The sequence below is a fragment of the Microbacterium algeriense genome (assembly GCF_008868005.1).
Classification (GTDB): Bacteria; Actinomycetota; Actinomycetes; order Actinomycetales; family Microbacteriaceae; genus Microbacterium; species Microbacterium algeriense.
In genome coordinates this window covers 293,677-315,504 of record NZ_WAAO01000001.1, presented here as the reverse complement: position 1 = coordinate 315,504, position 21,828 = coordinate 293,677, and the positions used below count along the sequence as shown (strand labels likewise).

16 protein-coding genes are annotated in these 21,828 nt (G+C 70.2%); 10 read left to right on the top strand and 6 right to left on the bottom strand.

What is annotated here, in order from left to right:
* Positions 1–16: 16 nt before the first annotated feature.
* Both F6A08_RS01460 and F6A08_RS01455 read right to left on the bottom strand, forming a co-directional pair.
* Positions 17–1,363 (bottom strand): GAF domain-containing protein, encoded by a 1,347-nt coding sequence (locus tag F6A08_RS01460; protein ID WP_017203824.1) that lies wholly within the window; start codon positions 1,361–1,363, stop codon positions 17–19.
* 74 nt (positions 1,364–1,437) lie between these two features.
* Complete coding sequence (locus F6A08_RS01455; protein ID WP_151458396.1) at positions 1,438–2,004, bottom strand: TetR/AcrR family transcriptional regulator; 567 nt, start codon at positions 2,002–2,004, stop codon at positions 1,438–1,440.
* Between the two features lie 70 nt (positions 2,005–2,074).
* Between F6A08_RS01455 and F6A08_RS01450 the strand changes: the two genes are divergently transcribed.
* The 7 genes from F6A08_RS01450 (at position 2,075) to F6A08_RS01425 (ending at position 10,103) form a co-directional block, all read left to right on the top strand.
* Positions 2,075–2,647, top strand: a complete 573-nt coding sequence (locus tag F6A08_RS01450) for a dihydrofolate reductase family protein (protein WP_017203826.1) — start codon at positions 2,075–2,077, stop codon at positions 2,645–2,647.
* A 114-nt stretch (positions 2,648–2,761) separates the two neighbouring features.
* On the top strand, positions 2,762–3,049 hold the full coding sequence (locus F6A08_RS01445) for a hypothetical protein (RefSeq protein ID WP_017203827.1): 288 nt from the start codon (positions 2,762–2,764) through the stop codon (positions 3,047–3,049).
* Positions 3,046–5,220, top strand: coding sequence for a glycogen debranching protein GlgX (gene glgX / locus F6A08_RS01440; RefSeq protein ID WP_151458395.1), 2,175 nt, complete (start codon positions 3,046–3,048; stop codon positions 5,218–5,220). The genes F6A08_RS01445 and glgX overlap by 4 nt, the downstream gene beginning before the upstream one ends.
* Positions 5,217–7,565 carry a malto-oligosyltrehalose synthase gene (treY, locus tag F6A08_RS01435; protein ID WP_151458394.1) on the top strand — a complete coding sequence of 783 codons (2,349 nt, stop codon included), beginning with the start codon at positions 5,217–5,219 and terminating at the stop codon, positions 7,563–7,565. The genes glgX and treY overlap by 4 nt, the downstream gene beginning before the upstream one ends.
* Entirely contained in the window at positions 7,562–9,331 is a 1,770-nt protein-coding gene (gene treZ, locus F6A08_RS01430) for a malto-oligosyltrehalose trehalohydrolase (RefSeq protein ID WP_151458393.1), read from the top strand. The genes treY and treZ overlap by 4 nt, the downstream gene beginning before the upstream one ends.
* 45 nt (positions 9,332–9,376) lie before the next feature.
* The gene (locus F6A08_RS17590) at positions 9,377–9,724 is read left to right on the top strand and encodes a FitA-like ribbon-helix-helix domain-containing protein (RefSeq protein WP_017203831.1); all 348 of its coding nucleotides are present in this window, start codon (positions 9,377–9,379) and stop codon (positions 9,722–9,724) included.
* Complete coding sequence (locus tag F6A08_RS01425) at positions 9,711–10,103, top strand: type II toxin-antitoxin system VapC family toxin (RefSeq protein ID WP_164479606.1); 393 nt, start codon at positions 9,711–9,713, stop codon at positions 10,101–10,103. Before F6A08_RS17590 ends, F6A08_RS01425 begins: the two co-directional genes overlap by 14 nt.
* A 10-nt stretch (positions 10,104–10,113) precedes the next feature.
* Here F6A08_RS01425 and F6A08_RS01420 read toward each other — a convergent pair whose 3' ends face one another.
* Positions 10,114–11,541 carry a CCA tRNA nucleotidyltransferase gene (locus F6A08_RS01420; protein WP_124896747.1) on the bottom strand — a complete coding sequence of 476 codons (1,428 nt, stop codon included), beginning with the start codon at positions 11,539–11,541 and terminating at the stop codon, positions 10,114–10,116.
* A gap of 146 nt (positions 11,542–11,687) precedes the next feature.
* Between F6A08_RS01420 and F6A08_RS01415 the strand changes: the two genes are divergently transcribed.
* Entirely contained in the window at positions 11,688–14,261 is a 2,574-nt protein-coding gene (locus F6A08_RS01415) for a fibronectin type III domain-containing protein (protein WP_151458392.1), read from the top strand.
* A 289-nt stretch (positions 14,262–14,550) separates the two neighbouring features.
* On the opposite strand, the gene F6A08_RS01410 is transcribed toward F6A08_RS01415, so the two are convergent.
* Positions 14,551–15,381 carry a PrsW family glutamic-type intramembrane protease gene (locus F6A08_RS01410; RefSeq protein ID WP_151458391.1) on the bottom strand — a complete coding sequence of 277 codons (831 nt, stop codon included), beginning with the start codon at positions 15,379–15,381 and terminating at the stop codon, positions 14,551–14,553.
* A gap of 94 nt (positions 15,382–15,475) precedes the next feature.
* Here F6A08_RS01410 and F6A08_RS01405 point away from each other — a divergent pair, with 94 nt between their 5' ends.
* Both F6A08_RS01405 and F6A08_RS01400 read left to right on the top strand, forming a co-directional pair.
* Positions 15,476–17,248 carry an alkaline phosphatase family protein gene (locus tag F6A08_RS01405; protein WP_151458390.1) on the top strand — a complete coding sequence of 591 codons (1,773 nt, stop codon included), beginning with the start codon at positions 15,476–15,478 and terminating at the stop codon, positions 17,246–17,248.
* A 431-nt stretch (positions 17,249–17,679) separates the two neighbouring features.
* Positions 17,680–20,007 (top strand): prealbumin-like fold domain-containing protein, encoded by a 2,328-nt coding sequence (locus F6A08_RS01400; protein WP_151458389.1) that lies wholly within the window; start codon positions 17,680–17,682, stop codon positions 20,005–20,007.
* A gap of 3 nt (positions 20,008–20,010) precedes the next feature.
* Here the strand turns inward: F6A08_RS01400 and F6A08_RS01395 are convergent, their stop codons facing one another.
* The gene (locus F6A08_RS01395) at positions 20,011–20,661 is read right to left on the bottom strand and encodes a dihydrofolate reductase family protein (RefSeq protein ID WP_151458388.1); all 651 of its coding nucleotides are present in this window, start codon (positions 20,659–20,661) and stop codon (positions 20,011–20,013) included.
* A gap of 97 nt (positions 20,662–20,758) precedes the next feature.
* Positions 20,759–21,817 carry an LLM class flavin-dependent oxidoreductase gene (locus tag F6A08_RS01390; RefSeq protein ID WP_017203838.1) on the bottom strand — a complete coding sequence of 353 codons (1,059 nt, stop codon included), beginning with the start codon at positions 21,815–21,817 and terminating at the stop codon, positions 20,759–20,761.
* Positions 21,818–21,828: the final 11 nt, after the last annotated feature.

The window sequence follows — 21,828 nt, the reverse complement described above, 5'->3', positions numbered from 1 at the left end:
CGAGACGGCGCCAGGCTCACTCGCTCTCCAGACGCTCGATCCGGGCGACCAGCCCCGCGCGCTTCGGCGACCGTGCGGGGAGCATCTCGAGGGCGAGCCGCAGTGCTTCGACATCGCCCTGGCCCTCCGGGATGTCCGCATAGGCGAGGAGAACATCGAGGCTGGCCTCCGACAGCATCACCTCGCGCAGCGCGGCGCGCACCGACTCGCGGAACTCCTCCACTCCGGGTGAGGCCGACTCGGGCAGCACCGGCCCGCGGTAGGCGGTGAGCGCGACCCGATGGGCCCCGCGGTCGAGCAGCGACAGCAGGTCGTGTGCGTCGGTCTCCAGCGGGAGGGGCAGTCGGTAGGGACGGGATTCGGGCACCAGGTCGGGCGTCGTGCGCTCGAGCACCTTGCGCAGCCGCACCATCTCGGGGCGCAGCGTGTCCGGCGACACACCGGGTCCGTAGACCAGCTCGCACAGCCGCTCGGCCGACAGGCCCTGGCGGTGCACCGCGAGCATGAGCAGGATCGCCGCGTGCCGCGCGCTGAGCTCGATGACGGACTCGCCGTGCGCGGATTCGGTCTCCAGCCGTGCGCGGTCGCGTCCGAGCACGTGCAGTCGCGCCCTCGCCGTCGGCGTGGTCCGCGTCCGTCCGGGTGCGGGGTCGCTGCGCGGCGCCTCGGCGCGTGCGCGGAGCCGCGCCACCAGCAGCTCCGACTCCACCGCCCGCGCGGTCGCATCGATGAGCAGGCGCGCCTGGGGACTGACGACCTCGGTGCCGCCGGTGATGTCGATGACCCCGAGGACACGCTGGGTCTCCGGATCACGCACGGGCGCCGCCGAGCACGACCACGGGTGCACGAGACGGTTGTAGTGCTCGGCGCCGCGGATCTGCACCGACTCCCCGAGTGCCAACGCCGTCCCCGGCGCACTCGTGCCGACCGCCTCCTCCGACCAGTTGGCTCCCGCCACGAAGCCCATGCCATCGGTCAGGGAGCGCAGCTGACTGTCCCCTTCGATCCACAGCAGGCGTCCGGCCTGGTCGCCGACCGCGATGATCACTCCGGCGTCCTCGGAGGCGCCGGGCAGGAGCAGCGCGCGGATCATGTCCATGGCCGAGGCGAGCGGATGCGCGAGGCGGTATGCCTCCAGCTCCGCGGTGTGCAGGTCGAGCGGAGGCAGCCCCTCCGGCCCGACCCGCCCGCGCCAGGACCGCTCCCACGAGGCGCGCACGAGCGGCCGCACCTGCTGCAGCCGGCGGTCGTCGAGATTGCCGGCGATCAGCTCCTCGTGCGCACGCTCGACCAGCAGTCGCGAGGCCGTCGGCAGGGCCTCCCGGGAATCGCGCCAGGACCCGGACACGCGTTCTCCGATCATCAGCGGTGGAGCGTGCCCTCAGTGTACGAGCACGCCGCCGCCGGGGGAACAGCGTTCTCCCGAGCACGGACGCGTCAGCGCAGGAGTCCGGCCACCAGGTCGTCGATCACGGCGTCAGTGTCCGTGTCCGGATCGATCGGTGTCGTCAACCGGTCCAGGAGCAGGCCGTCGATCGCGTAGTGGAACAGGGCGATCTCTCGCCGGCCACCCGGGAGTCCCGCGGCGCTGTTGAACGCCACGTCGGCGTCGAAGCCCGCGCGCTGCCACGCCCCGAGGACGGCGGCCACCTCGGGGCGCCGTGCACTCTCCAGCCGCAGTTCGAACAGGGCGAGCGTCACGTCCCGGTCGGCGGAGAGGCGACGGACGATGTCGCGCACGTAGTCGGCGAAGAGAGCGGGACCGGGCGTGCCGGCCGCACGGCGGCGGAGATCCTCAGGAGGGGGTGCGAGGCGTTCGCCGATGCGGTCGACGAGTCCCTCGATGAGCGCATCCCGCGTGCGGAAGTAATTCGACGTCGTGCCGGTCGGCACCTCCGCGAGGGCGTCGATCGCCCGATGCGTCAGGCCGCGCGATCCATCGCGGGCGAGGACCGCGAGTCCGGCATCCGCGATCGTCCGGCGGCGCGCCTCGTTCTTGACCATGGGATGACACTAGCGCAATCACTACAGCTGTTGTACAGTCAACCGCGACAGCTGTAGTGATTGGAGAATCATGCGAGAGCTCGTGTACTACGCCGCCGTCACCCTCGACGGCTTCATCGCCGGCCCGGACGGCGAGTTCGACGCCTTCCTCGTCGAAGGCGACCACATGGAGGGGATCAACGCCCGCTTCGCCGACACCCTCCCGACCGTCGCGGCCGAAGCTCTCGGCATCGATCAGCGTCGCGAGGTGTTCGACACGGTGCTGATGGGATGGAACACCTACACGGTGGGCGGCCTGGACAGCCCGTATCGGCACCTCAGGCAGATCGTGTTCAGCCGCACCAGGACCGCCGACGCCGAGAACCTCGAGGTCACCGCCGAGGATCCCGTCTCCGTCGTCCGGCGCCTGAAGCAGGAGGAGGGCGCGGGGATCTGGTTGTGCGGAGGGGGCGCTCTCGCCGCGGTCCTCGCCGACGAGATCGACCGCCTGGTGCTCAAGCGGCAGCCGCTGCTCTTCGGCGCGGGCATCCCCCTGTTCGGCGACCGGCCGTACCGCCCGGAGCGCTTCGACGCGGTCGAGACCGTGGCCTACGGGTCCGGCGTCGTGGTCACGGAGCTGCAGCGCCGCCGCGCCGCGACGTGATCGCACGGCGGCGCGGACGAGCATCCATACCCTCTCCGCGCCGCCCTGGCAATGCCGTTTCCGGATCCGGTGTCCTTTCCTATCGTGAGGTCATCCCCCGAGTCAGGAGACGCCATGAACGTCCGAGTCCCCATCCCCACTGGCTCCTCGCAGCACACCGAGACGACGGCAGAACGACCCGCCGTCGAGATCGCCTGCGAGCGCGTCGGCTTCGATCGCTACGTCGTGAACCATGACGTCCCCGTCGGATACGTCGACGTCGTGCCGCCGCTGTTCGTCTGCTACCTGGGCCACCCCTACCCGCGTGCCGTCGAAATCGCGCAGGTCTACGATTTCGACCGCGCTGTGGGTATCGTCAGTGCCATGGCCACCGGCTCCCGCAACCACGCCCTCGCCGGATGAGCGGCGAGATCTGGCCGGGAACCGCCTACCCGCTCGGAGCGACCTTCGACGGTCAGGGCACCAACTTCGCCCTCTTCAGCGAGGGTGCCGAGCGCGTCGAGCTCTGCCTCTTCGATGACAACGGCGCCGAGACGCGCGTGCCGCTGACCGAGGTCGACGCCTTCGTCTGGCACGGCTACCTCCCGACGGTGCAGCCGGGACAGCTCTACGGCTACCGTGTGCACGGTCCCTATGACCCGACGCAGGGACAGCGCTTCAACGCGAACAAGCTGCTCCTGGACCCCTACGCCAAGGCCGTCGCCGGCGAGATCGACTGGGGGCAGTCCCTCTTCGGCTACGACTTCGGTGATCCGGACTCCCGCAACGACGACGACTCCGCGGCCGCGATGGCGAAGAGCGTCGTCATCAACCCGTTCTTCGAGTGGGCGGGCGACCGCCCGCTCAAGACGCCGTACGCCGAGACCGTGATCTACGAAGCCCATGTGAAGGGACTCACGGAGCGGCACCCCGACATCCCCGAGGAGCTGCGCGGCACCTACGCCGGCATCGCCCACCCGGCCGTCGTCGAGCACCTCCAGCGCCTCGGCATCACCGCCCTCGAGCTCATGCCGGTGCACCAGTTCGTCAACGACTCGGTCCTGCAGGACAAGGGCCTGTCCAACTACTGGGGCTACAACACGCTCGGCTTCTTCGCCCCGCACAACGCCTACTCCGCCACCGGAGAGCACGGCCAGCAGGTGCAGGAGTTCCGCGCGATGGTCCGCACCCTGCACGAGGCCGGGATCGAGGTCATCCTCGACGTGGTGTACAACCACACGGCGGAGGGCAATCACCTCGGCCCGACCCTCTCGATGCGCGGCATCGACAACGAGGCGTACTACCGGCTGGAGGAGGACAAGCGGTACTACACGGACTACACCGGCACGGGCAACAGTTTGAACGCCGGGAACCCGCACGCCCTGCAGCTGCTGATGGACTCGCTGCGCTACTGGGTGACGGAGATGCACGTCGACGGCTTCCGCTTCGATCTCGCCTCCACCCTGGCGCGCGAGTTCTACGACGTCGACCGCCTCGCCGCGTTCTTCGAGCTCGTGCAGCAGGACCCGGTGGTCTCGCAGGTGAAGCTCATCGCCGAGCCGTGGGACGTCGGGCCCGGCGGCTACCAGGTGGGCAACTTCCCGCCGCAGTGGTCGGAGTGGAACGGCAAGTACCGTGACACGGTGCGCGACTTCTGGCGCGGCGAGCCGCAGGCGCTCGGCGAGTTCGCCTCCCGCCTCACCGGCTCGGCCGACCTGTACGAGCACTCCGGGCGCCGGCCCGTCGCGTCGATCAACTTCGTCACTGCGCACGACGGCTTCACCCTGCGGGACCTCGTCTCGTACAACGAGAAGCACAACGAGGCCAACGGCGAGGACAACAACGACGGCGAATCGCACAACCGCTCCGACAACCTGGGCGCGGAGGGACCGACCGACGACGTCGAGATCAACCGGCGGCGGGCGCGGCAGCAGCGCAACTTCCTGACCACCCTCCTGCTGTCCCAGGGCGTGCCGATGCTCTCTCACGGCGATGAGCTCGGGCGCACGCAGCACGGCAACAACAACGGCTATGCGCAGGACAACGAGATCACCTGGATCGACTGGGAGTCGGCGGACCTGCCGCTGGTCGAGTTCACGGCGGCCGTCTCCCGTCTGCGCAGAGAGCATCCGACGTTCCGCCGCAGCCGGTTCTTCGACGGCCGCCCCGGGCATGCCGACGACGACAGGATCCCGGACGTGCTGTGGCTGCGTCCGGACGGCGGTCCGATGGCGCCGGAGGATTGGGATTCGGGCTTCGGGCGGTCGATCGGGATGTTCCTCAACGGGCAGGGCATCCGCGAGAACGATTCGCGGGGGCGGCCGGTCACCGACGTGAACTTCCTCGTCTACTTCAACAGCGGCGACGAACCGGTCGACCTCGTCATCCCCGATGAGCGCCACGGCGCGCAGTGGCGGATCGCGGTCGACACGACCGGAGAGCTCGCCCACGAACGGCCGCTGGCGCCGGGTGCGAGCGTGCCGCTGGACGGCAGGGCGACCCTCGTGCTCCAGGAGATCGACGGAATGCCGGTCGAGACCGACGACTCGGTCGACGCCTCGCTCCGCGCCCAGACCGGGCAGGCGGCGTCGTGACCGCCCGCCCGCTCTCCACCTACCGACTGCAGATCACCGAGGACTTCCCGCTCGACGCGGCAGCGGAGGTCACGGCGTACCTCGCGGAACTCGGCGTCTCGTGGGCGTACCTCTCCCCGCTGCTCGCGGCCGTCCGCGGCTCGAACCACGGCTACGACGTCGTCGATCACGGACGCATCGACCCCGACCGCGGCGGCGAGGAGGGCCTGGAGCGCTTCGTCGCGGCCGCCCGCGCCGCAGGGCTCGGCATCCTGGCCGACATCGTGCCGAACCATGTCGGCGTCGCCGTGCCGCGACAGAACGCGTGGTGGTGGGACGTGCTGCGGCTGGGCCGACAGACCCGCCGTGCCGCCGCCTTCGACATCGACTGGGCCGCCGGTGGAGGGCGCCTGCCCCTGCCGATCCTCGGTTCGGCGCCGGCGGAGGCCATCGCGAACGGTGAGCTCACGGTCGACACGACCGCGGCACCCGATGCTCCGGACGGCGTGCTGACGTACTTCGACCATGTGCTGCCCCTCGCTCCGGGTACCGCGCACCTCGCCGACGACCTGCCCGCCCTGCTGGCGGCTCAGCACTACGAGCTGCGGTTCTGGGAGGACCAGAACACCGACCTCACCTACCGCCGGTTCTTCGCGGTGTCCGAGCTCGCCGGCATCCGGGTGGAGCTGCCGGATGTCTTCGCCGAGTCGCACCGGGAGATCATCCGATGGATCCGCGAGGGTCTCGCCGACGGTCTCCGGGTGGATCACCCCGACGGGCTGGTCGACCCCGGCGCCTACCTGGAGCGGCTGGCGGACGCCACGGGTCGGGCGTACACGCTGGTCGAGAAGATCCTGGAGCCCGGCGAGGCCCTGCCCGCATGGTGGCGTACGGACGGCACGACCGGGTACGACGCCCTCGCTGAGATCGACCGCCTCTTCGTGGACGGCAGCGGTGTCGGGCAGCTCGACCGTCTCGACGAGCGGCTGCGCGCCGAGACCGGCCTGCCTGCCGCTCCGTCATGGCACGACCTGATCCACGACACGAAGCGGATGATCGCGGACGGCCTGTTGCGGGCCGAGGTGCGCAGGCTGGTCCGCACCCTCCCGCACGGCATCGTGGACGCCGATGACGCGCTGGCCGAGCTGCTGGCGTGCTTCCCCGTCTACCGCTCGTATCTGCCCGAGGGTCGCGAGCACCTGCGCTCCGCGTTCACGGAAGCGCGCCGGCGTCGCCCCGACCTGGCGACCGCGTTCGCCGAGCTGGAGCCGCTGCTGTTCGATCCGCGTCTCGAGGTCACCCAGCGCTTCCCGCAGGTGAGCGGGGCGGTGATGGCGAAGGGCGTCGAGGACACCGCGTTCTACCGGTTCACCCGGCTCGGAACGCTCACCGAGGTCGGCGCCGACCCCTCCATCTCCGCCGTGAGCGTCGAGGAATTCCACCGCGCGCAGCATGCCAGGCTCGCCGCGTGGCCCCATTCGATGACGACGCTCTCGACGCACGACACCAAGCGTTCCGAAGACGTCCGGGCCCGACTGGCGGTGCTCGCCGAGATCCCCGATCGCTGGGCCGAGGTGCTGGACGGGCTGCGGGAGATCGCGACCACCGGGCATGGTCCGCTCGACGCTCTGCTCTGGCAGGCTGCGATCGGGGCGTGGCCGATCCCGTCGGACCGTCTCCTCGCGTACGCCACGAAGGCCGCGCGGGAAGCGGCGGAGGGCACGACCTGGCAGCATCCGGACGCCCGCTTCGAGGAGGGTCTCGCGGCCATCGCGCGAGCCGTCGAGGGCGATGCCGCACCGATCCTCGACCGCTTCGTGGCCGAGATCCAGGATGCCGGTCGCTCCAACTCCCTGTCCGCCAAACTGGTGCAGCTGACCGCGCCCGGAGTGCCGGACGTGTACCAGGGCAGCGAGCTGTGGGACCTCTCCCTCGTCGATCCGGACAACCGCCGCCCCGTCGACTTCCGCCTCCGGTCGCAGATGCTGCGCGAGCTCGACGCCGACGTGGCGCGAGGCGTCCTGCCGCCGATCGACGACTCCGGGCGTGCGAAGCTGCTCGTCACGTCGAGAGCACTGCGGGTGCGCCGCGAGAACCCCGAGCTGTTCCGCTTCTACCGCCCCGCCGTCATCGAGGGAGCCGCCGCCGATCACGCCGTCGCCGCCCATCGCGGAGGGGTGACGTCGGTGGCGACGCGACTCCCGGTCGGATTGGCCCGCACGGGCGGATGGGGCGACACCGTGATGATGCGCCCCGACATCCCCGGGACGGATCTGCTCACCGGTCGTCGGATCGCTCCGGGTCCGGTCCGGCTCGCCGAGCTGCTGGACACGTATCCGGTGGCGCTGATCGAGCTGGCTCGATGACCGGGGGCATCCCGCCGATCGAGGTGTGGGCGCCCCGCGCCGGGCGGGTGCGACTGCGCCGGATCGCGGGCGACGGCACAGCGAGCGAGACGGAGCTGGAGCGCGCGGCGGAAGGATGGTGGCGCGCGGACGTCGTCCTCGGCCAGGGCGAGCGCTACGGATTCCTCCTCGACGACGACCCGCAGCTGCGTCCAGACCCACGATCGCGCCGCCAGCCCGACGGCGTGCATGAAGCCTCCGCGGCGTTCGACCCCGGGCTCTTCGCCTGGACGGACGCGACCTGGACCGGACGTCCGCTCGCCGGCGGCCTGATCTACGAGCTGCACCTCGGCACGTTCACCCCCGAGGGAACGCTCGACGCGGCCGTCACCCGCCTCGACCATCTGGCCGCCCTGGGTGTGACCCACGTGGAGCTCCTTCCGGTCAATGCCTTCAACGGACCCTGGAACTGGGGCTATGACGGGGTGCTCTGGTACGCGGTGCACGAGCCGTACGGCGGTCCGGAGGCGTATCAGCGCTTCGTCGACGCCGCCCACGCGCGGGGACTGGCCGTCGTGCAGGACGTCGTCTACAACCACTTCGGGCCGAGCGGCAACCACCTGCCGTCGTTCGGCCCCTACCTGCGTGAGGGCGAGAGCACCACCTGGGGTGATTCCGTCAACCTCGACGAGCCCGCCGTGCGGGAGTACATCCTCGACAACGCCCTGCTGTGGCTGCGCGACTTCCACGTCGACGGACTGCGCCTGGATGCCGTGCACGCGCTGCACGACCGGCGACCGCCGCACATCCTGGAGGAGCTCGCCGAGCGCGTCGATGCACTGGCCGCCCAGCAGGACCGGCCCCTCACTCTCATCGCGGAGTCGGACCTGAACGATCCGACGCTCATCCTCCCGCGCGAGGCCGGAGGATACGGGCTCACCGCGCAGTGGTCGGACGACTGGCATCACGCCGTCCACGTCGCCCTCACCGGAGAGACGAGCGGCTATTACTCGGACTTCGCCGCGGAGGACGCCCTGAGCAAGGTCACGGAGCGCGGGTTCTTCCATGATGGGACGTTCTCCTCGTTCCGCGGACGCGCGCACGGAGCGCCGATCCCGGCGGAGGTGCCGACCTGGCGTCTCGTCACCTTCGCGCAGGACCACGACCAGGTCGGCAACCGTGCCGCCGGCGACCGGCTCTCGGCCTCCCTCTCCCCCGACCGGCTGGCCGTCGCCGCGGTCCTGACCCTGACGGCACCCGGCACTCCGATGCTCTTCATGGGGGAGGAGTGGGGCGCCTCCACGCCCTGGCAGTTCTTCACGTCACACCCGGAACCGGAGCTCGGTCGCGCCGTCGCCGAGGGGCGGGCCGCGGAGTTCGCCCGCATGGGGTGGGACCGGGATGCCGTGCCCGACCCGCAGGACCCGGACACCTTCGCGCGGTCGCACCTCGACTGGGAGGAGGTCGGCGCACCAGGCCATGCCCGGCTGCTGGCGCTGTACCGCGACCTCGCCCGACTGCGGCGGGAGCGACCCGAACTCACCGATCCGGTTGCGGCGCACACCACCGCCGAGGTCCGCGACACGGACGGAAGCCCCGAACGGCGGGTGTATCGCTTCCGCCGCGGGGGCCTGTCGGTGCTGGTGAACCTCTCGGCGCAGTCGACCTCTTTCGACGTGGAACCGGAAGCGGACGTGCTGCTCTCGACCGCGGCACTCACACGCGACGGTGGGACTCTGACCCTGCCCCCCGACAGTGCGGCGATCGTGGCCCCGACTCCATCCTGATATGCCGCCTGCGCGGTGCTAGCGTTCTGCTATCAGGAGGACGCCATGGCAACTGTGACCATCCGGAATCTCAGTGACGATATCGTCGTCGCACTGAAGGAGCGCGCGCGACGCAACTCTCGTTCGATGGAGGCCGAGGTGCGCGATCTCCTCACGCGCGTAGCCCAGGAGGCTCCGAGCGCATTGGAAGCCGTGCTCGCGGAACAGGTGGCGCGAGTCCACCGGTGGTCACTTCCCGCAAGCGATGTCGTGGCATGGGTCGAGGCGAACCCGGAGACATCCGAAGAGGAGAGAATCCGCGAGGAGTGGGCGATCGAGCGGCGGGCCGAGCGACGAGACCCTCTGTGCGACGAGAGCATCCGAGACCCCTGGGAAGACGATGCTCCTGCTTGACACGAATGTCCTGATCCGCATCAGGCAGGTGCGCCTTCCCGAGGACCGGGTCGTCGTCAGCGCGCTTTCCTACGCCGAGCTATGCTTCGGCATCGAACGTGCGACCGACGCCGACACGCGCCGGATGCGTCAGGGCGACGTCGCTCAGCTCCGCAGCATCTTCTCCTCCGCCTGGCTGCCGTTCGACACGGCCGCGGCGGAGTCCTACGCGCACCTCGCCGCGAGCGTCGTGAAGCAACGCCCAGCCCACGCGCGGAGCACAGACATCATGCTGGCCGGGCATGCTCGAGCGCTGGGAGCGAAGCTCCTCACCTTCAACGCAAAAGACTTCGAGCTCGTGGCGGAAGAGGTGGAGATCGTCACGCCGGAATGGCGCTGATCCGACGGATTCAGCCGCGCGCGGCCCACCACTCACGCAGGCGCTGCTCGGCCACATCCTCACCGAGCACGCCCTCGTCGAGGCGCAGGTCGAGCAAGAACTTGTAGGCCTCGCCGACCTCGCGGCCCGGGCTGATGCCGAGCACCTGCTGGATACGGTTGCCGTCGAGCTCGGGACGGATCGAGTCGAGCTCTTCCTGCTCCCGCAGAGCCGCGATGCGCGATTCGATGTCGTCGTAGGCGGCGGCCAGTCGGCCGGCCTTGCGCTTGTTCCGCGTCGTCACATCCGCGCGGGTGAGGATGTGCAGCCGCTCGAGGAGGTCACCGGCGTCGCGGACGTAGCGGCGCACCGCGGCATCCGTCCACGCCCCTTCCGCGTATCCGAAGAAGCGCAGGTGCAGCTCGATGAGCGTGGCGACCGCGTTCGTCGTCTCGGTGTCGAAGCGCAGGGCCTGCAGGCGCTTGCGGGCCATACGCGCACCGACCACGTCGTGGTGGTGGAACGTCACGACGCCGCCCGCTTCCAGCTTCCGGGTGCGGGGTTTGCCGATGTCGTGCAGCAGCGCGGCGATGCGCAGCGGAACGTCGGGCGCGGCCCCGGGGTGCCGGGAGTGCTCGAGCTCGATCGCCTGGCTGAGGACGGTGAGGGAGTGCTCGTACACGTCCTTGTGGTGGTGGTGCTCGTCGACTTCGAGGCGCAGCTCGGTGATCTCGGGCAGGAACTCGTCGATCAGGCCGGTGTCGACCAGCACGCGGATGCCGCGCACGGGGTCGTCCGTCTGCATGAGGCGTACGAGCTCGGACTGGATGCGCTCGGGACTCACGATCTTCAGGGTCTCGCGGAGCTCGGCGATCGCCTCGGCCGTCGCCTCCTCGACGCGGAAGCCGAGCTGGGCGCTGAAACGCGCCGCCCGCAGCATCCGCAGCGGGTCGTCGCCGAACGAGACCCGGGGATCGGCGGGGGTGCGCAACACGCCGGCGATGAGGTCTTCGACCCCGCCGGTCGGGTCGACGAGCTTCACAGCGGGAACCTGCAGGGCCATGGAGTTGACCGTGAAGTCGCGGCGGACGAGGTCGCCGTCGATCGTGTCGCCGAACTCGACGGTCGGCTTGCGGGTCACGCCGTCGTAGCTGTCGGCGCGGTACGTGGTGATCTCGACCTGCTCCCGCTGCACGCGCGCGCCGATCGTGCCGAACGCACGGCCGATGTCCCACTGCGCCGTCGAGACCGGGGTGACGATGCGCAGGATGTCGTCGGGCGAGGCGTTCGTGGTGAAGTCGAGGTCGTGCGTGTCGCGCCCGAGCAGCGCATCCCGCACCGGCCCGCCCACGACAGCCAGATCGAAGCCCGCCTGCTCGAACGCCGCCGCGAGAGTGCGGACGACCGGGTTCTCGGCGAGCGCACCGAGACGAGCGAGGCCGTCAGCCATATTGAGCATGGTTTCCAGCGTACCCGCGCCCTCACTCCCCTCCCGTCGAGGAGTTCACCCGGCCTTCGCCTCGGGGTCAGGTCCTCGTCATCCGGCTTCGATGGGCTGGATGCGCCCGTGCGGCTCCGCACGAGAACCCACTCCGAAGGACTGACATGACCTCCCCCTCCCCTGCGGTGCGGTGGCGGCGTCGCGGACTGACATCCGTCGCTCTCCTCGCCGTGCTCGGCGGCGCCGTCGTCGCCCCCGCGGCCCTCGCCGCCCCCGACCCCGACGTGCCGACCGGCTCTCTGATCACCGGCAACACCGCGTGGCACTACCTCGACGACGGATCCGACCCGTCGCCCGCACCGGCGGCTCTGCGCGACTGGACCCTCCCCGCCTACGACGACAGCGCGTGGAAGACCGCCCCGGGATCGTTCGGCGCGAAGGGCGGGAAGCTCGCCCCGGTCGGCCCTCAGACGCCGAAGACCCTCCTGAACCACTACCTCGACGGGACGGCGGCCCCGACGGTCCCGACCTACTTCTTCCGCACGACCTTCGAGCTGGAGGCGGGCGTCGCCGAGCAGGTCGCTGCGCTGCAGAGCACCGTCACCTACGACGACGCGCTCATCGTCTGGATCAACGGCGAAGAGGTCGCCCGTTACGTCGACGGACGCATCACCGACACCGCCAACGTCGAGTACGCCGGTGACTCCAACGGCGACCCGCTCACCAGCACGTTCAGCGCCGAGGGCGACCTGCTGCGCGACGGCACGAACACGATCGCGGTGTCGCTGTTCCAGGACCGCGCGACCAGCTCAGACATCTACTTCGACATGTCGTCGCTCACCCTGGTCAAGGCATCCGAGCCCGGCAGCCCGGTCGTCGCCCCGCCCACCCGGGTGATCCTCACCCCGACCGAGCAGCCCACCGTCTCGCAGTCCTTCTCGTGGCTCGCCGGCGATGCCTCGCACGCCGTCGGCCAGGTCGAGATCGCGCCCGCGGCCGGCGGGGAGACCCGCACGATCGACGCCTATGACGCCGGCGTCGTCAACGGCAACCTCAACAAGCACTTCTCCGCCACGGTGACCGCCCTCACCCCCGCCACCGAGTACCGGTACCGCGTCGGTCTGCCCGGCAGCTGGAGCGACTGGTTCACGTTCCGCACCGCAGACCCGAATGCGACCGACTTCCAGTTCATCTACTACGGCGACGCCCAGATCGGACTCGACACCACGTGGCCGAGCGTCGTCAAGCAGGCGGAAGCCAACGCGCCGCGCTCCATCGGCTCCGTGCATGCGGGCGACCTGATCAACACGTCGAGCAACGAGAACGAGTGGGTCAACTGGTTCAAGGGCATGAAGGACTCGGCCGTCCGCACCAACGTGATGGCCGCCCCCGGCAACCACGAGTACTCCGGCGACAAGCTGCTCACGGCCTGGAAGGCCGCGTTCGAGTACCCGCACAACAACCCGTCGACGAGCACGATCGGCGAGCTGGCCGACCTCGCCAAGGGCGATTCGGAGGTCGCGCAGCAGTACCGCGCGTTCTTCGACCACTGGAGCTCGTTCGCCGCCGAGACGGCGTACTACACCGACTACCAGGGCGTGCGCTTCATCACGCTGAACGCGACCCGCGACACGACCTTCCTCACTCCGGCGGGGCTTCCCTCGTGCACGGGCGAGGAGTGCCCGTCGAGTCAGATCGCCGTCCTCTGGACACGCTTCCAGGCCGCCTGGCTCGATCTGCTGCTGCAGAACAGTCCGTCCAAGTGGAACGTCGTCACGTTCCACCAGCCGGTGTTCTCGGCCTCGGCCGGCCGCGATGAGCCGGTACTCCGCGCCGAGTGGCTGCCCGTCTTCCAGCGCAACGACATCGACCTCGTGCTCATGGGACACGACCACACCTACGCCCGCGGATACGTGAACACGGATGCGACGGAGACCCCCGGTCTCACGACGGGACCGGTCTACGTCGTGTCGAACTCCGGCGCGAAGCACTACGACCTGGAGACCGCCGAGAAGAACGTCTGGACCAACAACGGCGCCACCCAGGTGCTGCGCGGCGAGGGTGTCACGACGTACCAGGTCATCGACGTCTCGAAGGATCAGCTCGTGTACCGCTCCTACCTCGCGGAGAAGACCGCGTCCGCTTCGACCGACCTTCCCGTCGGCGCGGTGTACGACACCTTCACCGTGACGAAGTCCGACGCCGGCGAGAAGTGGGTCACAGAGGCCGGCGTGACCCCGCCGGTCATCGAGGAGCCGGAACCCGAGACGCCCGCGACGGTTTCGCTCGGGGCCGCCACGGTCGTCGCCGGCGGCACGCTCTCGGTGTCGGGTGACGGCTTCACGCCAGGGGCCGAGCTGAAGCTCGAACTCCGCTCCGACCCGGTGTCGCTGGGCACGGTCACCGCGGCGACGGACGGCACGTTCTCCCGCACGGTCACGATTCCGGCGGAGACCCCGGCGGGGACGCATACGCTGGCCGTGATCCTCCCCGACGGCACGGAGGTCACGACGCCGGTCACGGTCACCGCTGCGGCGGGCGGCGGTGCCGTCGCCCCCGGTCAGGGCGGCTCCGGCGGCGCATCCACCGGATCTTCGGACGGAGACCTCGCCGCGACCGGAGCCGACAGCATGCCGTATGTGATCGCGGCTGTGGTGCTGCTCGCCGCCGGCCTGGGCCTGTTCGCCCTGCGTCGCCGTCGGCAGCACGCCGTCGCCGAGGCTCCCCCCGCGGACTAGTCCCTCGCACGCCCTGGGCGCCGTCGGGTCCCCCGGCGGCGCCCCGCCCCTCCCCCTCCCCCTCCCTCCTCCCCGTGGGGTCCCCACGCGCTTCCCCCACTCTTCCCCCCGCACAACTTCGGAGATCGGTCGCGACACACCGCGGCGCCGCCGGTTCCGGCCGGCGTGTCGTCTCAGATCTCCGAAGTTGTGCAGGCGGACGGACGAACGGACGCGAGGCAGACGGGCGGACGGACGGACGCGTCCGAGACCGAGGCGGACGGACGGACGGGCGCGAGGCGGGCGGGCGTCAGGGGTGGGGGCGGGTGAGGAGCAAGCGGGCGGTGACGGCCGCGGCGGCGGTGAGGGCGACCCAGCCGAAGGCCGTGAGCAGCGCGACGCCGAAGCCGGTGAGGTTGGCGTGATTGACCGCACCGTGCGCCACACAGGCGACCGCGAATCCGGCGAGCGCGATCAGCGGTCGCGCCCAGCGTCGGCGCTTCGCCATCGCCAGTCCGCACGCCGCCCCGGTCCAGATCGTGAACGCGGCATGGGTCGGCGCGGTCGCCGTGCGCACGATCCAGGTGCCGATGCCGTAGCCGAGGTCGTTCGCCGCGATGTCGGAAGCGATCGCGGCTGCGTCCTCGATCCACCCGAAACCGACGCCGACGAGCGCGCCGACCATCGCCCCGAACAGCACACCCCGGAGTCCCGCGCGTCGAGCGAGCAGCAGCACGGCGAGCACACCCACCCCCTTGGCGAGCTCCTCGACGAGCGGAGTCAGCACCCACGAGCTCGGGATCGCCTCGCGCAGCACGTTCTGGTCGTCGACGTAGACCACCACGTCGGAGACCCAGGCGCCTCCCCAGGCCGCGAGGAGGGCGGCACCGCCCGCGCCCCACATCACCGCGAGCAGGGTCGGAGTCCAGGCCCGCAACCCCCGTGGTGCCAGCCACCGCGCCGCGAACATCGTCACGACCGCTGCGGGCGCGACCGCCACGAGGCAGAGAAGCAAGACGGGTCCGCTGTCCCCGCTGAAGAGCAGGACCGCGCCGAGCAGAGCCGCGAGGAAGGCGGCGAACACCACCGAGGGTCGGGCCCAGGGCCGGGCGGGATCCGTGGTGAGGATGGCGGGCTGCATCCGTCGATCCTCCCAGAGGCGCCGATCCTCCTCCTGGAACACCAATATTCTGAGACACCTGTGGTCGGGCGATGTCCGCGCTTAGGATCGCCTCGTGGCCGAAGACGACACCCCCACCCCCGCATCCGCTCCCCGCGACACGTCTCGTCGCGGGTTCTTCAAGGTGGGCGGCGCAGCGATCGCCGGCGCCGTCGTCGGGGGAGCAGGAGGCGCGGCGATCGGCGCCTCCGTCGCGGGCGGCAACGGTCGGAACGGCTTCGCCGACGACCCGGACCCCTTCGCCGCGCTCACGCCGCGGAGCGAGCCGGGGTTCGATCACCTCGTCGTCGTGATGGGCGAGAACCGCTCCTTCGACAACCTCCTCGGCTATCTGTACTCGTCGCAGAACCTGCCGGACGGCGAGAAGTTCGAGGGTCTGAACTTCGGTTCGTACAGCAACACCGCCTCGGACGGCACGGTGGTCGATGCCCATGTCTACACCGGCGACACCGACCGGATCATGAGCCTTCCCGATCCGGACCCCGGTGAGGAGTATCCGCACGTCAACACGCAGATCTTCGGCACGGTCGACCCCAAGCCCAACGCCGATCTGTTCGTCGATCAGATGAGCGCGCCCTTCAACGCGCCGACGCACGGCGAGAAGGCGGCGATGTCCGGCTTCCTCCAGGACTACATCATCAACTTCCGGCGGCTCCGCCAGGGCAAGGAGCCGAGCGTCGACGAGGCCAGGCACATCATGGGCTCGTTCTCGCCCGAGATGCTTCCGGTGCTGTCGACCCTCGCCGCCGAGTTCGCGGTGTTCGATCACTGGTACGCGGGAGTGCCGTCGCAGACCTTCTGCAACCGGTCCTTCTTCCACGCCTCGACCTCGCACGGTTTCGTGACGAACCAGGCCGGCGGCGGCTACCGCAAGTGGATCGATGCTCCCGCAGCACCGACGGTGTTCAATCGCCTCGAGGACGAGAAGCTCAGCTGGAAGGTCTACATCGACAAGCTCCAGCTCGTCTCCTTCACGGGGATGCTTCATGCGGCGGTGCTGGAGAAGTACTGGCGCACGGAGCACTTCGGCACGATGGAGGACTTCTACGCCGACGCGAAGAACGGCACCCTCCCCGCATACGCGTTCATCGAGCCGCGCATGGTCTACGACCACAACGACTTCCATCCGCCGTTCGGAAAGCCGCGCGAGAGCGAGGTCGACGGCGAGCCCGTGTTCGACAGCGCGATCTCCGACGTGCGCGCCGGAGACCGGCTCATCCATGACATCTACGAGGCCGTGCGCACGAGCGCCTCGCCGAAGGGCTCGAACGCCGTCAACACCCTGCTGCTGATCACGTTCGACGAGCACGGCGGATGCTACGACCACGTGCCACCGCCCGCCGCGACCAAGCCCACCCCCGACACGGGCGCCGGCGAGATGGGCTTCACCTTCGACCGGCTCGGCTGCCGCGTCCCGGCGATCGCGGTGTCGGCGTACACGAAGCGCGGGACGATCATCCACGACGAGATGCACCACGGTTCGGTGACCGCGACGCTCTCCCGTCTGCATGGGCTCAAGCCGCTCAACGACCGCGACCAGTCCGCGAACACCCTGCTGAACGTGGTGAACCTCGACAAGCCCCGGCACCCCGCGGACTGGCCGGTGACCACTCCCGCCTACACCCCGCCGAACCCCGAGGACACGACGCCGCAGCCGAACGAGGACGACCACCTCAAGCCGCTCACTCCTCCGGCGCGCGGTCTGCTCGGTCTCCTCCTCGCCCGCTACGGGAGACCAGGGGAGCCGGAGCCGGAGACCTTCGCCGACGCGTACAGGCTGCTTCACGAGCACGGTGAGGAGCTGTTCGGGCCCCCTTCCGCCAGCTAGGCAGTTTCCTCACGCCGTCGCAGTTTCCTCCCGCCGTCGCAGTTTCCTCACGCGGTCGCAGTTCCTCACGCGGTCGCAGTTCCTCGCGCGGTCGCAGTTTCCTCGCGCGGTCGCAGTTTCCTCACGCCGTCGCAATTTCCTCCCGCAGTCGCAGTTTCCTCACGCGGTCGCAGTTCCTCGCGCGGTCGCAGTTCCTCGCGCGGTCGCAGATCCTCGCGCGGTCGCAGGGAAAAGCGCGGATCCGTGCGACCTGGGTGTGAATGTGCGACCGCGCGAGACGTGCCCCCACCGCATCGCGCCAACGTATATCGGAAGACCGGAATGCGGGTGGAGCTGGATGGGGGTCTCGTCGCGCCCGCGTCGTACTGTCGGCAGTGCTGTGTCGACACCGGGGGGTGTTCTGCCGCGCAGCTGCGAGGAGGGCGCGACGAATGAGGAAGACGACGGATCGACGACGCGGGCGGATAGCGTCCCTGCTGGCGGGCACGATCCTGCTGGGTTCGCTCCTCGCGCCGGGCGGCGCCTCGGCGGTCGTGCTGCCGCCCACCGCCGCGGATGTCCCGCTGTTGGTGACCTATGTCGCCCGAGTGTGCGACGAGTACACCGATGTGATGGCGAACAAGGCGCGCAACAACCTCATGGAGTCGCTCCGGGACCTCGGCCCCGACAGCACGTATCCGGGGAACGGGGTCGTGACCGTCGCGGATGAGGCCGCCGGGTCGCCGAACTGCCGACCGCTCTCGGACTGGCGCCTGACGCTGGGGCAGTCGTACCAGGGCAAGTCACCCGCGACGCTCGACCTGTCCACGGTGACGCAGCCGTTCGGCACGGCGATCGTCACGCGTCCCGAGATCCCCGAACTCGACGCGAACGGCGCCGACACCGGTCGCACGATCGACGGTGCCGTGACCGTGCCCCTCGACAGCGCTCAGGCGGCCATCGTCCGCTCCGGTCGCACCCTGTGGGTCCAGGGCGGCACACCGACAGCGCCGCTGAACGGACAGCAGACCACCTACGGTTACGCGGCCCTGCGTTGCGCACAGGACGCCGTCAACGGAGACAACGTGGAGTTCGTCTCCTTCCCCAAGAACCAGACGCACGTGTTCTGCTACTACTACGCCGTCTCACCGCCACCGGAGTCCGGGACGATCGTCATCCGGAAGCAGCTCGCTCCCGGCTCGCTCGGGCAGGGCACGTTCCGCTTCGACGGCAACCTCTCGTTCGCCGACACGAACGCCGACGGCGTGAACGACTTCCTCCTCGCCCCGACCGCGACAGCACCCGCGTCGCAGACCTTCGTCCGCGGCGCCGTCGGTGCGGGCGACCCCGCCTGGCAGGTATCGGAGGCGTCGGTCGGCGACGGCTGGCAGCCCGCAGGACCGCCGGCGTGCACCAGCGCCCGAGGGACGCCGGTGTCCATCTCGGGGCAGACGGCGCAGATCGGCCTGCTCGCCGGGGACACCGTCACCTGCACGTTCACGAACGAGCGGGTGCTCACGGGGCCGGGCTCGCTCTCGAAGCTCACGCTCGGCGGCGGGGGGACGTTCCCGTTCACGATCGATGTCCCCGACCCCGGCGTCGACCGCACCGCCACCGTCACCACGGAGGGAGACGGCGATCAGGCTCTCGTCGCGGACGCCGTCGGGTCGATCCCCGGCACCTACACCGTGACGGAGACCCTGCCTGCGTCCACCGGTGCGGGCAGCTGGGATCTCGTGGACGCGCAGTGCAACGGCAGCACCGTGCCGGTCACGACGGACGGTCGGCAGCGCACAGGCAGTATCCGCATCGGCGAGGGCGAGGAGTTCGACTGCCTCGTCACGAACGAGTTCACTCCCGGCGGCTCGATCACGATCCGCAAGGCCACCTCGCCCACGCCCGGCACCGCGGGGTTCGTGGTCACCCAGCGGGATGGCGAGCGCATCGCCGCCGACGCCGGGGAGGCGTATCGCGCGACCGTCACGACCACCGACGCCGATCGGTTCGAGGAAGTGGAGTGGGACGGCGCAGCGCCGAGTGAGCTGGTGGTCGATCCCGCCTCCCGGTACGGGATCGTCGAACTCCTGCCCGCACCGAGCGCCGCGGGCTCGTGGGCTCTCGAATCCGTGGACTGCGGACCCAACGACGCCGACGTGGATCTCGCGGCGGCCAGCGTCGACGTGACCCTCACGACCGAGAACCCGGACGCCGTCTGCGACTTCACGAACGTGTTCCGGCCGGCGGGGCGCCTGCGCGTGATCAAGAACGCCACGACCGACGTCCGACTGCGCGACGGCGATGCCGAGTTGGAGGTGCAGTGCACTCCGGACACCGACTACGCGTTCACCGTCCCGCGGGGAAGCGCGGCGTTCGACACCGGCGAGGCCCCTGTGCTCGACGATCAGCGATGCCGAGTCGTCGAGACGGCGACGGGAGCCGCGGCGGGCGCCTCCGTGGTGACCTCGGCGACCGTGCGCACCGACGATGGCCCCGCGGTTCCTCTCGAGCCGTTCGACAGCTGGTTCCCGGTCGCTGCGGGGACGGACACGACCGTCACGATCGACAACTCCTACACGGCGGACACGCCGGACCCCGCACCGAGCCCGAACCCGAGCCCGAGCACCCCGGCTCCCGCCCCCACGGCTGATCCGGGGGCGGGTGACCTCGCCACCACAGGCCTCTCCGGCCCGACAGCGCTGCTCGCCGCAGCGGGCCTGCTCGCGGCCGCCGCCGGCCTGCTGGTCGCGCGGAGCCTCCGACGGCGCGGCGAGAGCGGCTGAGGATCAGCCCTCGCGCGAGAACGTGACGTGCACGACGCCGGACTCCGCGACCTCGGAGGTCACGCGGTGACCGGACTCCAGTCCGCGGAGGTCCTCCCACAGCCGGATGCCGCTGCCGGTCAGGATCGGGGTGATCCCGACGTGCAGGTCGTCGATCAGACCGGCGCGCAGGAACTCGCGCACGGTCGTCGCGCCCCCGCCGACGCGCACGTCGCGTCCGTCCGCGGCCTCGACGGCCTTCTGCAGCGCCTCCTCCGGGGATGCCGAGAGGAAGTGGAAGCTGGTGCCGTTGTCGAACTCGACCGACGGACGCGGAGCGTGCGTCAGCACGAAGACCGGGGCGTGGAAGGGGGGCTCCTCGCCCCACCAGCCGCGCCAGTCGGGGTCGTCCGGATTCGCGTGGAGACCGAACATCCCGGCCCCCATGATCTCCGCCCCGATGTTCTCGAAGTACTGTGCGGCGTATTTCTCGTCGACGCCCGTGGTCCCGGCTCCGCTCGTGTCGTGGAACACGCGCTCCTGGAAGGTGCGCGTGGCGGTGTAGGCGGCGGTCAGGCGACCCCAATCCTCGCCGAAGGGGTTCTCCGGCGTCTGGTCGGTCGTGGTGGCGAAGCCGTCGAGCGAGATGTTGAGATCGACGCGGACACGGGTCATCGGGGCCTCCGGAGGAGAAGGGGGACGCCGCGTCCGTTCGACGCGCCGTCCCCCAGCGTCCGTGCTCGCCCGCCCCGTGTCAAGAGACGGTTCGCTCTCAGGCGATCGGGTACCCCTGGACCGGGCCCTCCGTGTTCGGCTTCCAGCCGAGCGCGGGAGCGACGTGCTTCGCGAACGACTCCAGCACGTGCAGGTTGTAGTCCGGTCCGAGCTGGTTCGGGATCGTGAGCATCAGGGTGTCTGCGGCCATCACGGCCTCGTCCTGGCGGAGCTGCTCGATCAGCACGTCGGGCTCCGCGGCGTAGGTCTTGCCGAACGTGGAGCGGAATCCGTCGATGATGCCGACCTGGTCGGCGTTCTCCTCGCTGCGGAGGCCGAAGTACGCGCGGTCCATGTCGGACACCAGGGGGAAGACGCTGCGGCTCACCGAGACACGCGGGGTGCCGGTGTGGCCGGCCTCCTTGTACGCCGCGCGGAAGAGGTCGATCTGCTCGCGCTGCAGCTCGTGGAACGGCTGACCCGTCGCCTCGGTCACGAGGGTCGAGCTCATCATGTTGAGGCCCTTGCGTCCGGTCTCCTCCGCGGTCGCGCGGGATCCCGATCCCCACCAGATGTGATCGCGGAGTGTGGGCGACTGCGGCTCGATCGCCAGGTACCGGCCGGCGCCCACCATGCGCGGGTCGCCGGGTGCGAGTCCTTCGCCGTCGATCGCACGCAGGAACAGGTCGAACTTCTCGCGAGCGAGCACGCTGCCGCGCTCGGGGTCCTCCTCGTCGTGGAACCCGAAGGTCTCGTAGCCGCGCAGGGCCGTCTCGGGTGAACCGCGGCTGACGCCGAGCGCGATGCGTCCGTCGGCGATCAGGTCCAGGGCGGCGGCCTCCTCCGCGAACTGGAAAGGGTTCTCGTAGCGCATGTCGATCACGCCGGTGCCGACCTCGATGCGCTTCGTGCGGGCCGCCATGGCGGAGAGCAGAGGCATCGGCGACGCGGCCTGACGCGCCCAGTGGTGCACGCGCACCGAGGCGCCGTTGACGCCGATCTCGTCTGCGCCCTCGGCGATCTCGATGGTCTGCTTCAGCATGTCGCCCGCCGTGCGGGTCGCCGAACCGGGCACATCCGCGTAGTGCCCGAAGGAGAGGAATCCGAAAGCCTTCATGATGTATTCGA